Annotated in this window: 13 protein-coding genes and 1 tRNA gene; 9 read left to right on the plus strand and 5 right to left on the minus strand. The window is 38.4% G+C overall.

Annotated elements, in window-relative coordinates; translation table 11 throughout:
• Positions 1-12: 12 nt before the first annotated feature.
• Both ACK1JC_RS07325 and ACK1JC_RS07330 read right to left on the minus strand, forming a co-directional pair.
• On the minus strand, positions 13-1,146 hold the full coding sequence (locus tag ACK1JC_RS07325) for an efflux RND transporter periplasmic adaptor subunit (RefSeq protein WP_409511204.1): 1,134 nt from the start codon (positions 1,144-1,146) through the stop codon (positions 13-15).
• Positions 1,147-1,178: 32 nt separating this feature from the next.
• Positions 1,179-1,772, minus strand: coding sequence for a hypothetical protein (locus tag ACK1JC_RS07330; protein WP_409511222.1), 594 nt, complete (start codon positions 1,770-1,772; stop codon positions 1,179-1,181).
• 324 nt (positions 1,773-2,096) lie between these two features.
• Between ACK1JC_RS07330 and pilG the strand changes: the two genes are divergently transcribed.
• From pilG to ACK1JC_RS07360, 6 genes are all read left to right on the plus strand, one after another.
• Positions 2,097-2,480: a twitching motility response regulator PilG gene (gene pilG, locus ACK1JC_RS07335; RefSeq protein WP_409511205.1), complete on the plus strand. Its 384-nt coding sequence runs from the start codon at positions 2,097-2,099 to the stop codon at positions 2,478-2,480.
• Between the two features lie 44 nt (positions 2,481-2,524).
• Positions 2,525-2,893: a response regulator gene (locus ACK1JC_RS07340; protein WP_409511206.1), complete on the plus strand. Its 369-nt coding sequence runs from the start codon at positions 2,525-2,527 to the stop codon at positions 2,891-2,893.
• A gap of 3 nt (positions 2,894-2,896) precedes the next feature.
• Positions 2,897-3,433, plus strand: a complete 537-nt coding sequence (locus tag ACK1JC_RS07345; RefSeq protein WP_409511207.1) for a chemotaxis protein CheW — start codon at positions 2,897-2,899, stop codon at positions 3,431-3,433.
• A gap of 45 nt (positions 3,434-3,478) precedes the next feature.
• Positions 3,479-5,551 carry a methyl-accepting chemotaxis protein gene (locus ACK1JC_RS07350; RefSeq protein WP_409511208.1) on the plus strand — a complete coding sequence of 691 codons (2,073 nt, stop codon included), beginning with the start codon at positions 3,479-3,481 and terminating at the stop codon, positions 5,549-5,551.
• Positions 5,552-5,693: 142 nt separating this feature from the next.
• Complete coding sequence (locus ACK1JC_RS07355) at positions 5,694-10,268, plus strand: Hpt domain-containing protein (RefSeq protein WP_409511209.1); 4,575 nt, start codon at positions 5,694-5,696, stop codon at positions 10,266-10,268.
• Complete coding sequence (locus tag ACK1JC_RS07360) at positions 10,268-10,729, plus strand: hypothetical protein (protein WP_409511210.1); 462 nt, start codon at positions 10,268-10,270, stop codon at positions 10,727-10,729. Before ACK1JC_RS07355 ends, ACK1JC_RS07360 begins: the two co-directional genes overlap by 1 nt.
• Positions 10,730-10,815: 86 nt before the next feature.
• Here the strand turns inward: ACK1JC_RS07360 and dapE are convergent, their stop codons facing one another.
• The 3 genes from dapE to ACK1JC_RS07375 form a co-directional block, all read right to left on the minus strand.
• Positions 10,816-11,949: a succinyl-diaminopimelate desuccinylase gene (gene dapE, locus ACK1JC_RS07365; protein ID WP_409511211.1), complete on the minus strand. Its 1,134-nt coding sequence runs from the start codon at positions 11,947-11,949 to the stop codon at positions 10,816-10,818.
• Between the two features lie 243 nt (positions 11,950-12,192).
• The gene (locus ACK1JC_RS07370) at positions 12,193-12,333 is read right to left on the minus strand and encodes an entericidin A/B family lipoprotein (protein WP_409511212.1); all 141 of its coding nucleotides are present in this window, start codon (positions 12,331-12,333) and stop codon (positions 12,193-12,195) included.
• A 115-nt stretch (positions 12,334-12,448) separates the two neighbouring features.
• Entirely contained in the window at positions 12,449-13,321 is an 873-nt protein-coding gene (locus ACK1JC_RS07375) for a DUF1853 family protein (protein WP_409511213.1), read from the minus strand.
• Positions 13,322-13,417: 96 nt separating this feature from the next.
• Here ACK1JC_RS07375 and ACK1JC_RS07380 point away from each other — a divergent pair, with 96 nt between their 5' ends.
• The 3 genes from ACK1JC_RS07380 to ACK1JC_RS07390 all read left to right on the plus strand — a co-directional run bounded on the left by ACK1JC_RS07380 (position 13,418) and on the right by ACK1JC_RS07390 (position 14,619).
• The gene (locus tag ACK1JC_RS07380) at positions 13,418-13,795 is read left to right on the plus strand and encodes a YbaN family protein (RefSeq protein WP_409511214.1); all 378 of its coding nucleotides are present in this window, start codon (positions 13,418-13,420) and stop codon (positions 13,793-13,795) included.
• 69 nt (positions 13,796-13,864) lie between these two features.
• Positions 13,865-14,365 carry a cell wall-recycling L,D-carboxypeptidase ElsL gene (elsL, locus tag ACK1JC_RS07385; RefSeq protein WP_409511215.1) on the plus strand — a complete coding sequence of 167 codons (501 nt, stop codon included), beginning with the start codon at positions 13,865-13,867 and terminating at the stop codon, positions 14,363-14,365.
• Positions 14,366-14,546: 181 nt separating this feature from the next.
• Positions 14,547-14,619 (plus strand) — tRNA-Val (locus tag ACK1JC_RS07390).
• Positions 14,620-14,621 lie beyond the last annotated feature (2 nt).

Genomic DNA, 14,621 nt, shown 5'->3' on the forward strand with positions numbered 1-14,621 from the left:
CGTAAAATCCTGTTATCGTACTTGCGTAATAATCGCAGTTTTGTTGACATCCTGTGTTGAGAGTTTAATGCGACTAATCAAATCACCCAATTGTAAACCTTTCACGATAGCAAGATTATTTTCAGGTTGTTGACCTAGTACATTAACGGCTTCTTTATGCACTTTTTGATTGCGAATGAGCCAAACGTAAGGTTTGGTTTTTAAGTCTTGAATGCTGTCGAGTGGAATTTGAAAACCATCAATCTGTTGATTACCGAGAATATTACCTTCAATAAAAGCACCAATACTCAATGACGGAATGTTTTGTTCAGGTTGTGCATAGAAATCAACTTGACGACTCGTTTGATCTGCAATCGGAGAAATACGACTGAGCTGAGCAGTAAAATCTTGTGGATTACCCTGAATTTTATATTCAATTTTATGTCCAATTTTAAGTGCAGTTTGTTGCTCTACAGGCAACTTGGCTTGAATCTCTAAATGATCTGGATCAACTATTTCAAATAGCGTTTGCCCTATTGTAACCGTTTGACCAGGTTCAACTTGGCGTTTGGTAATTACACCTGAAATAGGACTTTTGATTACACCATCTTGGTTGGCTTTTTGGGCAATATCGACATTGGCTTGTTGAGCTTTGACATTTTCAAGTTGTGCTTTGTAATCCACTTGGCTTTGTTCATACTCAACTTTTGAAATAAAGCCTTGATCATATAATCGTTTTTTACGCTGAACCATAAGTTCTGCTTGATTAGCTTGTGCTTTTGTGGACATTAAGTTTGCGTGGCTTTGTGCGAGTCGGGCAGCATTATCATGATTGTTGAGCTGCAGAAGTACTTGTCCAATTTTAACTTTTTCTCCAACTTGCATCGTGACTTGCGTAGCTGTAGCAGAAACTTGCGCTTGAATTGAACTTTGATTGATTGCACGAATAGTACCACTAAAAGGTGTTTTTGAAATCGCAAGTCCTGTTTGGGGGGCGACTAAATCTTGTTGAATTAATTCGATTGTATTGTTATTAGTTGCTTGTGTAGGCGCTTTTTCTTTTGGTAACTCAGGTTGGCTACAAGCCACTAACATCAAGCACACGCTCAGCAGGCTAAGTTGTTTGAGAGAGTATAAATATTTAAACTTCCAAAAGGCATTGCCCATGCATAAATCCCTGTACGTGAATGGCGTAGAATTTACTCCATTGCCTTTAATCGATTGATAATATCTTCATAATTTGTTTGGGTGTTCCGGTATGTAGTTTGTAATGATTCAATCGATTTTTTTGTTGTGTTGATGTTTTGTTCATTATAATTCAGGCGATCATTTAACACTGCAGGCACAGGTTTACCTTTACGATAATATTCAGTTTCTTGACGCTTGTAAGCGATACGATCAGTTTGAAGTTGGCGTAACTGTTGTTGTTGCAGAGAAATTTGTTTTTGGATGTTTTTGAGTTGCTCATCACGTTTGAGAGTTGCGACTTTACTATTACCATAAGCACGTTTTAAACGTAGATCATTGTCCTGTTTTTTAGCTTGTGCTGCACGATTTGAAGATTGTCTCTGATCTTGTTCAGCATTGTAGGACTGGTTACGTTTAATGACTTGCATATTACGATCAAGTGCTTCATATCCATAGCGAATATGGGCAGGGGTGACAGAAGTGCTGATATTGGCTACACCTTTGCTGTCGTAATAACGATACCATACAGCTTTGGGTTGTGCATTAGCGCCATGAGATAATGTTGCACTCAAAAATAAAATGACCAATGCGAGTGATTTGAGCATTCTTTTTAATGAAGTGCTGTTTTGGATTGCATTCGAATCAATGAGATACAACATTGTTCCCCCGAAAATTGTAATTTACTTATAGATTAGTAATAATGTCCTCATTTTATGACTTCTAATTAGATTTAGAAACAGATAAGTACTAAAATACAGCATAATAATTTTATTTGTGTGAGCATTTTATAGGGTTCTCATTAAAGTGAGAGCTGTGCCAATAAATGTTCATTGATAAAGTAAGTGAATATATGTTAAAAAATACTGATTAATTGTAAAAATAAATTAGTTCAGCTCTATTAAATCCAGATCAATGGGAAGGGTCATTAAATGGACGATAAATTTCAAAACCTAAAAGTCATGGTAATTGATGATTCAAAAACCATTCGTCGTACTGCAGAAACACTATTACAACGTGAAGGTTGTAATGTTGTTACAGCGGTTGATGGCTTTGAGGCGTTGTCAAAAATTGCTGAGGCAAATCCTGATATCGTTTTTGTTGATATTATGATGCCAAGGCTTGATGGTTACCAAACGTGTGCTTTGATTAAAAACTCGCAAAATTATCAGAATATTCCAGTAATTATGCTATCGAGTAAGGATGGTCTTTTTGACCAAGCCAAAGGTCGTGTTGTCGGTTCAGATGAGTATTTAACAAAACCATTTAGTAAAGACGAATTGCTAAATGCGATTAGAAATCATGTAAGTGCTTAATTTTTTGTTGTTGCGTAATTAAAATAAAGTAATTGGGGAAAAAAATGGCACGTATTCTTATTGTGGATGATTCACCGACGGAAATGTTTCGTTTTCGGGAAATTTTAAGCAAACACGGTTACGAAGTACTAGAAGCAACAAATGGGGCAGATGGTGTCACCCTTGCTCAGGCTGAATTGCCTGACTTAGTGTTGATGGATGTGGTCATGCCTGGTGTTAATGGTTTTCAGGCAACACGTCAAATTGCACGTGGCGCAGTTACAAAGCATATTCCAATTGTGATTGTTAGTACTAAAGATCAAGATACAGACCGTGTTTGGGGTAAAAGACAAGGTGCTTGTGATTACCTGACAAAGCCTATTGATGAAACCCAATTAATAAATGTAATTAAGCAATATCTCAGTGCGGGATAAATTATGGCAGCGAATGGGTTTATCGAATTACTCCGTTTGTCTAAGCGTGGCAATAAAAGCTATGCGCAAGGCGAACAGGAAGTAAACCGATGGTCAGGCATTGCATTTGAGATGATGGGGCAATATTTTGTTGCTCCATTGGGTGAGGTGGCAGAAGTCATTTATCCCCCGAAGTACACTTCAGTTCCGAACGTTCAGGATTGGGTGCGGGGGGTTGCCAATATTCGAGGTAGGTTATTATCTGTTTCAGATTTACCTTGTTTTATTGCTGGACAAAGAAGCCAATTTTCCCCAACTCAAAAAGTTTTGTGCATTAGCCAAAATGATCATTATGTTGGTTTGATTGTAGATCAGGTTTTGGGTATTCAACATTTTAATAAAAAAGGTTTCTTTTCAAAAAATAATGATTTGACAGAGAAGCTTGAACCGTACTGTCAGGGATATTTTCATCAGCATAATCAAGCTTGGAATATATTTTTGTTTAGTCGTTTGTTGAATGATCCGAAGTATATGAATGCATCGGAAAAATTTATAAATTAGTCTTGACGCGGAATTTAGATATCAAGCGTATCGGGGAGAAGCTGAATGGGCTTTAAACTTAAGAAAAAAAATACAGGGGATGCTGCTCCAAATAAAAGCAACTCTGGAGTAGGATTTAAACTGAAAGCTCGTATTGACCAGTTTGCAAAACTGTTCGGTGATAGCGATAAATCAAAACCGTATATTCAAATGGCTCTCGTCAGCCTTGTTGCGGCAGTAGTGCTGTTACTCATTTTGATTTATACCGTTCCTCGAAGCAATGATTTAACCCGCAGTTTGGGTGAATTACGGTTACTTTCTCAAACCATGTCTCGTCAGTCAACAGAGGCGATGGCAACAGGTTCACCTGAAGCAATCAAAGCATTGGTTGATTCTCAGAAAAAATTTGCCGATAACTTGGCTGTTGTAAAAGATACACATTCTTCTGGTAAAGGTGTGGCAGAAGTTGAAAAAATTTGGTCTCAAGTGTCTGAAGACATTAACTTGATCGCATCACAACAAAAAGTTATTAACCATCTTTATGACACAAACATTGCCATTGGTGAAGCGATTCCTGGTATTCAGGCAGAGTACAATCTAATGGTTGACCAAATGGCGCGTGAAAACATGCCAAGTAGTCAGGTGGTTATTGCGAAAAACCAAGTATTTATTGCAGAACGTATTTTACGTTCAATTGGTTCAGTTTTAGGTGGTTCTGATAACTCTCGTGCCTCTGCTGACGACTTTAATGCCGATACTGAAACTTTTGGTGCGTATCTTGATGCTCAGTTAAATGGTAATGCAGAGTTGGGGGTAATGAAGATTACTGAACCTTCTATGCGTGAATCACTTGAAAGTATTAAAGTGGACTATGATGAAGTATTGAAATCAGCATCGAGTTCTGTACTGAAAAACTCGACTCAAATTATCAATGTACGTCAAGCATCATCTGATATTTTTGCGCAGTCAGATAAGTTACTTCAAGCATTAAATGCATTAACAACCAATACAGGTGTAGCAACAGTACTTCCTGCTTTGATTTTAATTATTGCATTGGGCTTCTTGTTATTTAGTACATTTAAGTTGCTTACGCTTCGTAGTGATTCGGATAAAGTTCGTGTAACTCGCTTACAGGATGAGTATGACCGTAATCAGAATGCAATTTTACGTTTACTTGATGAGATTGCCGATCTTGCAGATGGTGATTTACGTTCGTATGCGACAGTATCTGAAGATTTTACTGGTGCAATTGCCGATTCGATTAACTTCGCAATTGACCAATTACGTGACCTTGTATCTCAGATCAATGACACATCACAAGAAGTTGCGCAATATACGCAAACAACACAGCAAATTACTAACCAGTTGGCTGAAGCATCTGAGCATCAGGCACAGGAAATTGCGGGTGCATCTTCTGCGATTAACGAAATTGCACAATCAATTGACGATGTATCTGCAAATGCATCAGAGTCTGCGGAAGTAGCACAGCGTTCAGTACAAATTGCATCAAATGGCGCGGAAGTGGTAAACCGTTCAATCGAAGGTATGGATACAATTCGTGAGCAGATTCAAGAAACCTCGAAACGTATTAAACGTTTAGGTGAGTCGTCTCAGGAAATTGGTAACATTGTATCTTTGATTAACGATATTGCCGATCAAACGAACATTTTGGCACTAAATGCAGCAATTCAGGCATCTATGGCAGGTGAAGCAGGTCGTGGTTTCGCCGTGGTTGCGGATGAAGTACAGCGTCTTGCAGAACGTTCAGCATCTGCAACAAAGCAGATTGAAACACTGGTTAAAACGATTCAGACCGATACAAACGAAGCTGTAATTTCAATGGAACAAACGACATCTGAGGTTGTGCGTGGTGCGAACCTTGCAAAAGATGCGGGTGTTGCACTAGATGAAATTCAGTTGGTATCTGGCAACCTTGCAACCTTAATTGGAAGCATTTCTGAATCTGCAAAACTTCAGTCTGCATCTGCAGGTCATATTGCAAATACGATGAACGTTGTACAGGAAATTACATCACAGACCACAACAGCGACTTTCGATACAGCACGTTCAGTTTCTGAACTTGCAAATATGGCAGAGTCACTGCGTCAATCTGTATCAGACTTTAAATTACCTGAATAACAGGATTGCTTCGTTTCGGGGGAGGATATGTTTCAAGTTTTTGAACGTATCCTGAATAAAATAAGATCTTGGCTGTGCTATCGGACATAGTCAGTCAAAGATCAGATCCCGATGATGGGAATTAGACATAGAAGCCTGAACTATGAAAGAAGTATTAAAACATTTGGTTGAAAATACCACTTTGCCTGAAGATAGTTATCTAGAACAGGATGAAGAAATTCTTGAGATTTTTGTAGAAGAACTCGAAGAAATTTTTGAAACACTTGATCCTTTGCTTCAACAGTGGATGCAAAACAATAGCCAAGATGATGTCTTGGTGAATATTCGACGCTACTACCACACCTTGAAGGGTTCGGGTCGTATGGTGGGTGCGAAAAGCTCTAGTGAATTGGCATGGACGGTTGAGGATACGCTTAATCGTGTGATTGCTAAAAATTTGATGTTGACTGCAGATGTTCAACGGTACGTAAATACTGTATTTAATATTTATAAATATAAATTGTACGATGAGTTTAAAGAGAAGAAAGAACATCATCTTGATTTACGCCCATTAGTTTTACTTGGTTTACAAATTCAGCAAAATCAGGGCGTAGAACCTGCATTAGAAAATTTATTACAATTGTCTGAAAAACTAAACAGCTCTCATGTTATTACAGGTCTAGAAGTAGGCGGTGTTGATGAGCTTGTTGAAGACGTGGCTGAGTCTGAAGTCGTAGATGCTGTACCTGTAGAAATGGCAGTAGAAGAGCTTGTTGAGCCTGCTACTGCGGAAATTACAGAGCAAGCATCCGTTGAAAGATTCACACGTGAGAAGCAGTTGCAGGCCGAGGTGCCTGCAAATACATTTCAAGATGAAGAAAAAGACGATGGGTTACTATCTGAAACGATTGCTATCTTCATTGAGGAATCTGAAGAACATCTTCAAACGATAGCTGACTTTCTACAACAGGAAGAGCACACTGCTGATCAATATAATCGTTTGATTCGTGCCTTACATACCTTGCGTGGCAGTTCATCGATGGCACATATCGATGATATTTTTGAAGCAAGCGGAAAGATTGAGCATTTATTTAAAATGTTGGTTCAAGAGGATACTGAATCTAGCTTTAATGAGAGTGCATTGTTGACGCATTATGCTGAATTTGTTCGTGATTATTTACATGAGTTGAAATCTAATAAGATTTCAAAAGAGCATGCGGCAGAAATTACGCAAAAATTCAATGATGCTTGGGATCGCTACGGTTTTCAAATCGAGCAATTGCATGATCAAATTCATGCACAAGATCTTGTTTCTCATTTGGTTAATTTAAATATTGATCAGTTGCTTGACGCTGAGTTTGAGTTTGATAAGCGTGCACATGCTGAACATTCAAGCTACTTTGAGCAGCTTATTCAGCAAGCAGATTTATTGATTCAAAATACTAATAATCGCGCATCGCAAGGAATTTTTGAATTTACAAGTGGATTAAAATCCGCTTATGAAGCTGTGCTTGAAAAACCTGAATTACTCAATACAGATTATGCTTTTGAGTTGTTTACTCGCGTACATCAAGAATTCATTCATTTATTCGATACACTTGCATCTGGACAGCGTGTCAGTCTGAGTGCTGAAGCACATCAAGTGATACAAGACTTGAGTGATTATGTACATCAAGAACTGCAACCTGTAGAAGATGTACAGGAAACGATTGAAGTACAAAGCCATGATGATGTTGAAGCTGTTTCAAAGGTTTTATCTGTTGCAAATAATACAGCGTCTTTAACACAAGTTGTTGCGCAGCGTATTCGTGACGATAAGAAAAAGTTCGATTCAGCTGAAAGTTTCCGCAATTTTGATGAAACCATTATGGAAATTTTCATTGAAGAAGCGGATGAATTACTCGCTGAGATGGATACAGACCTCAATACGTGGTCTAAAGATCTAAGTAGTACTAAAGCATTGAATAATTTGATGCGTCATTTGCATACCCTGAAAGGGGGAGCAAATATGGCACAAGCTGAACATGTGGGTTGGATTGCACATGAGCTTGAAACCATTTATGAACGTATTATTAAGAATCAAATGCAACCAACACAACAATTGGTTCAGAGTATTCGTTTGGTACAGGATGATATTGCAGATCGCTTGCAGATTATTCGTGATCAAAGTGTTGATTATCCATCTGAAAATATTGTTGATCTACTTCGTAATATTGAAAAACAACCTGCTGAACTTGTAACAACAGAGTCAACTGAACAAGCTAAATCTGATCAACCCGTTGCTGATCAAATGCTTGATCATCCAGATACGAATGCAGATGATGTGGCGTCACCGATTCTTGATGAGGTTGAAAGTTCACATACAGATAATTCAATTGATGAGCAAGAGATTGATCATGTTGAACTGATTGCACGAGAAACATTCTTTGAAGAAGCAGAAGAATTATTGAGCGAAGCAGAACCATTATTAAAACAGTGGTTTGATGAACGTGGTAACCGAAGCTTACTTCTACAATTGCAGCGTATTTTTCATAGTTTGAAAGGTGGGGCAAAGATGATCCATCTGGATCTCGTTGCTTCAATTGCGTATGAACTGGAAAATGCTTTTGAGCAATTTGCTGTTAGTAACTTTAACTCAAATGCATACGATGCATTGCTACAAACTGCTGAAAAATGGCTCAAAGAAGCGATTCAAAAGCAGAATTATCAGCACTACGATAGTTTAAAACATAATCTGAGCAATATTCAGTATGTCGATGTTAGTGTACAACTGCCGAATAAGCTGACACGTACAGATTTATTGCTCGATCATAGTCCGATTGAGTTTATTCAAGGTGATGGCGCAGAACCACCATCAATGTTTGGTGACTGGGATCAATCAACTCAGTCTGATCAGAATAGCGAGATGATTCGTATCTCAGCTGATTTGATTGAAAAAATGATTGATCTTTCAGGTGAGAATGCAATCAACCGTTCACGTATCGAGATGGACTTAGGTCAGCTTGGTAATACATTGGTTGATATGGAGCTTGCAATTAAGCGTCTAGCCGATCAGTTACGTCGAATGGAGGGTGAGCTTGAATCACAAATTATTGCAAAACATGGGGATTTAGGTTCACGTTATGCAGACTTTGACCCCTTAGAAATGGACCAATATTCATCACTGAATCAATTGTCTAAATCTTTGGCAGAGTCTGCATCGGATTTGGTTGACTTCAAAACCACTATTGCAGAAAAGATTCGCGATACAGAAAGTTTGTTATTACAACAATCACGTATTCAAGCTGAAATTCAAGAAAGTTTGATGCGGACACGTTTGGTTCCATTCTCAAGATTATTGCCACGTTTACAACGTTTAGTTCGTCAAACAGCAACAACATTGAATCGTCCAACTGATTTGATTGTTAATAATACCGAAGGCGAGCTTGACCGCACAATTTTGGAAAAATTGGTTTCGCCACTTGAACATATGTTACGAAATGCGATTGACCATGGTATTGAAGAGCAAGACGTTCGTCAGCAAGTACAAAAGCCAGAAACTGGTCGGATTGAATTGAACATTAGCCGTCAAGGTACAGATGTTATTGTTGAATTTAGTGATGATGGTAAAGGCATAGATGCTGAAATAATTAAAGCTAAAGCTATTGAAAAAGGCTTGATTCAAAAAGATCAAAAGCTGAGCCAAGAAGATATTTTACAATATATCTTCCACCCAGGTTTCAGTACAGCAAAACAAGTCACACAGATTTCTGGTCGTGGTGTTGGACTTGATGTTGTGCAAAGTGAAATTAAGTCGATGGGTGGGCAAGTCACCGTCCAATCCACACTAGGTCAAGGTTCGATATTTACCATTCGTGTACCGACAACGGTAGCGGTAAGTGACGCTTTGATGGTGAAAGTTGGTGATCAGCAGTTTGCGGTTCCATTATCACAAATTGATCGTATTGTGCGTATTTCACCTGTGGCATTAGAAGAATTCTTTGATAGTAAAGAAGAGTTCTTTGGTATTGATAACCAATCTTATAAATTACGCTATTTGTCAGAGTTTGTATTGAATCAGCCTGCACCTCGTTTACAAGGAATTGGTCATTCATTACCTGTATTGCTCATTAAAGGCAGTATGGGGCAGAGTATTGCTTTACTTGTTGATCAGTTGGTTGGTTCGCGTTCTCAGATTGTGGTTAAGGCGATTGGGCAGCAATTCTCAAGCATTGGTGCAATTTCAGGTGCGACTATCATGGGTGATGGTCATGTCTGTCTGATCCTAGATGGGCAAAATATTGCGCGCCAAATCCAATCAACACAGCGCGTTAAAGATGGTATTGATCATCGTGATCTAAATCGTAAGCGTGATCAGCGCCGTTTGGTGATGATTGTTGATGACTCCGTAACAGTACGTAAAGTAACATCACGTTTATTGGAACGACATGGTTTTGATGTGATTACGGCAAAAGATGGTGTAGATGCCATTGAGCAACTTGAAAGTGTGAAACCGGACTTGATGTTGCTTGATATTGAAATGCCACGTATGGACGGATTTGAAGTGACGAACTTGGTTCGCCATCATGAAATTCATCGTGAATTGCCAATTATTATGATTACCTCTCGTACAGGTGAAAAACATCGTGAGCGTGCATTTAGCTTGGGAGTAACGAACTATATGGGTAAACCCTTCCAAGAAGCTGAATTGTTGGAAAATATAGAAGATTTATTGACTGACAAGCGGGAGGTATATTGATGGCGAAGAAAGAAATCAGTGCTGCATTTGATCAGGTCAGCAGTCAAGAGCTACAACATTTAATTACGGTTTCGACTGGATTTATTGATGCGTATATTATTGACTGTCATGATAAAGAAGCGATGTTATTACCTCAGAATGTTGTCTTATCTGCACTCGATAGTGCAATTAATGTCGATAAGGTTGAATGGCATGATGTTAAGCTTCCAGTATTCAGTGTGAGTAATCCAAATATAACACTAGGTGTAGCACTAGTTGTTGAAGGGGAACAGGCTAATCAACGATTTGCACTGATGTGTAATGAAATGCCGAGATCAATTCGCTTACGTATTTCGGAGGTGGTTGATGATAATCGTACGATTAAAGACAAAAGTGTTGCGTATTATGTATTGATTGGTCAAACCACTTATCACGTGCCTGATTTAGAGTTTATTCAGAAAAAAATTGGTATTGCGCTTTAAAATTAAGCCAATCTGATTGAAATACAAAAAGGACGTTTTAGAACGTCCTTTTTGTATTTAAAAGGTCTATTGAAATAGATGAGAAATTAGGTAAGTAAATTTACTAAAATTTGTTCATAAATTTCAGCCAATGGCTCTAATTCAGCAATATTAACGTGTTCATTGATTTGATGAATCGTTGCATTTAATACACCTAATTCGAGTACTTGTGCGCCTGTAGGTGCAATAAAACGACCATCTGATGTACCGCCACTCGTTGATAGTTCAGTGTCTGTGCCTGTAACATCTTTAATGGCTTTTGTTGCAGCATTCACTAATTCACCAACGGGCGTTAAAAACGGTAAACCTGAAAGTGTCCATTCAATGTCATATTGCACATTATGACGATTTAAAACTTCAAGTACACGTGCTTTAAGCTCTTCAGCCGTTACTTCGGTTGAGTAGCGGAAGTTAAATAAGGTAGTCAGCGTACCTGGAATAACGTTGGTTGCACCTGTACCTGATTGAATATTTGAAATTTGGAATGATGTTGCAGGGAAGTATTCATTGCCATGATCCCAAACTGTTTCACATAGCTCAGACAGCGCTTTAGACACAGCGTGAATTGGATTGATGGCAAGGTGCGGATATGCCACATGACCTTGTTTGCCTTTTACAGTCAGTTTGGCATTGAGTGAGCCACGACGACCATTTTTAACAATGTCACCTAAAGTATCAGTGCTAGATGGTTCACCTACTAAACACCAAGTCATTTTTTCCTTACGTGCTTCAAGGGTCTCTACGACTTTGACTGTACCGTTAATTGATGGACCTTCTTCATCAGAAGTAATGAGAAAGGCAATGGAACCTTTGTGGTCAGGATGGTTTTTAACGAAACGCTCAGAAGCAACCACCATGGCTGCCAAAGCAGTTTTCATATCGGCACTACCACGACCATACAATTTACCATCACGGATTTCAGGTAAGAACGGGTCTGATTCCCATGAGTCAAGGTGACCTGTTGGTACAACGTCTGTATGACCTGCAAAACAGAATACGGGTTCAGTTGTACCACGGCGTGCCCATAAGTTATCTACATCTTCAAAACGCATATTTTCGATATTGAAACCAATGGCGCTCAAGCGGTCTGCCATAATGGTTTGGCAGGTATGATCTACAGGCGTGACTGAAGGTTGGCGAAGGAGTTGTAAACTGAGTTCCAGCGTTTCAGAGCGATTCATACACAAGCATCGATTAATCAAATTGATGCTTATCATAGAGCAAGATAATTCTGAAATAAAATAAAATACGATATTTTATATGGTAATAAAAAAATTTATGAATTATGTGCATGTGAAATGAGTGATGAATAAGGCTTATAGATATTTTAAAAAAGAGCAGTTATGAAAATTGAGTGATTAGCAAATATAAATCGCATAAAAAGCCCTGCATAGATACAGGGTTTCTTATGGATTTGTTGAAAATTACAATTTCTTTTCAACTTTATCGGCAGAATTCGAAACGGCATCACCCGCTTTAGAGACATCTTTACCGACACCTTTAACGGTATTACAACCTGTTAAAACGAAAGCAAAAAGCATTGAAGCAACTAAAATTTTTTTCATCTTTAATCTCCAGATTAAATTATTTTAAATTTCTTGTAGCGTGCAAAATTAACAAGACTTGCCATTACTGTTTTACGCTTCAATTACTTAGTTGTGTATGCCAAAATTCAATAAACTACAATTGTTCAACATTCAAACAAATAAAAGATGCTTGACGAAACATATAAAACTGTTCTTTTTCTGTACTTTTGTATAGGCCATTGCTCCACCAATATGCAGGAGGTGATGAAAGTGTTGCATCATGACAAATCCATTCTTGCCGTTGTAATCGATAGTAATTTGGCTGAGGAATATGATGCCCCCAATAACCAATATTACGTGCTTGGTTGACCCACGTTGGTATATTTAAAGCCAGATAATCATTGTCTAAAATATTTTTGAGGATGGTTGGTAGATAAAGCTGTCCTTTAAAAACAGCAAAACGCTTTTGAATAGAGTGATTTTGAACAGTTTCAAACTGAAATTGCTTTTGTGTGAAATGATTAAGTTTACGCTGTAGGGTGTCGGTTCGATTTAAACCGTACCAATGCGGTAGGCTTAAATTGGCTTCGGCGAGATAGTATTTTAAAGCCACCTCCCAGTGTTCAACTTGTTGTGTTTGCGTGTTGAATATTAAAAAATCGAGTTCACCTAAGGTTTGTTTCTCTTGAATAATTTGGATGCTATGTCCAATGAGTTTGAAATGATGGTACATATCATCCTGTAGCCAAAACCACATTAAATATTCAAAACGTAAGCCTAAGCGCGTACTCTTTAGCTGTGCAAGAAAGTCAATTAAGGGCTGAGGGTTTTGATCAAGTTCAAGCAAACGAGAATGGTAATTTTCATATTGTTGTTGCCAAAACCCATTTGGATGTAAATCAAAAACATGCTGTAGTGATAACTCTGGTGGGATATTGGATAAAATATTAGGGCTTGCAATGCTAAATGCCAATTGTCGAACAGCAGAATGTTGAAACTGTTTCCATGGTTCAAAAAGCATTGTCATAAAGTATCCATCAATCGTTTTTAGAAATATAAAATCTACAGCAGAAGCACGCTTGAAGCATATATACTTGCAGCATTGTTTTAAATGGGTTGCTGTATGAGAATCGTGTTTTGGCGAAGTCTAGTCATTCTATTTATAATACTCGGATTTATAGGTGCGTTATTGCCGGGTATGCCGACAACGGTTTTCTTGATCTTAGCAGCTTGGGCAGCATCTAAAGGATGGCCTCAGGTGGATACATGGTTAATGAACCATCCCAAGTACGGTGCAACCTTACGTGCATGGCGTGCAAATGGTACAGTCCCTCGTAAAGCGAAGTGGATTGCAAGTATCATGATGTTGATTAGTGGCATCATGATGTTACTTACCAATGCACCGATTGCTGTAAAAGTATTTACGGATCTTATCATGCTCAGTGTGGCTATTTGGCTTTGGATGCGTCCTGAACCAGAAGCAACGACTGAATCCAAATAAAGAACATTTGCCAAATTAAGTTATGAAAATAGTCAGGTAAACGAGATAAACACAATAAAGAGAGAAAATATGTATTCCATAGAGCAAGCCGACATTATTATCGATTTAGCCTCGCAAACGCTTTCATTACCGAAACATAATAAGTTTTACACCGTATCAACGGGACTTAATGGAATTGGTGAAATTGAAAATACTGGTAAAACGCCTAGAGGTTGGCATCGTATAGAACAAAAAATTGGTGCAGATGCGCCATCCAATGCTGTATTTAAAGCGCGTCAAATGACAGGGGAAATTTATTCTGTTGAGTTTGGTGCCGCGAATCCCGAACGAGATTGGATTTTGACTCGTATTTTATGGCTCAGTGGTTTGGAAGAAGGATTTAACAAGGGAGAAGGTTGCGATACATTTAACCGATATATTTACATTCATGGTACACCTGAGAGTGAACCGATGGGTATTCCACGCTCACATGGTTGTATTCGCATGCATACAACACCGCTTGAAGAACTGTTTGAGTGGGTGAAAGAAGGGGATTTAGTATATTTGTCTGAGCATAAAATTGAAAATTGAAATATGGATCGATTAATTCCTTATCTTTAAATAGATAAAAAACATACAAAAAACACCATTTTTAATGAAAATAATCTATTTTTTAATCACTCGAGCGTGAAAACGCAATTTCTTCATGAAAAGCGTTTGACAGGCTGTGAAGTTTCTCTATAATGCACCACACAAGCGATGAAGTCGTAAAGGGCGCTTAGCTCAGTTGGTAGAGCGTCTGCCTTACAAGCAGAATGTCGGCGGTTCGATCCCGTCAGCGCCCACC

It is taken from the genome of Acinetobacter sp. TY2, assembly GCF_046269225.1.
Classification (GTDB): Bacteria; Pseudomonadota; Gammaproteobacteria; order Pseudomonadales; family Moraxellaceae; genus Acinetobacter.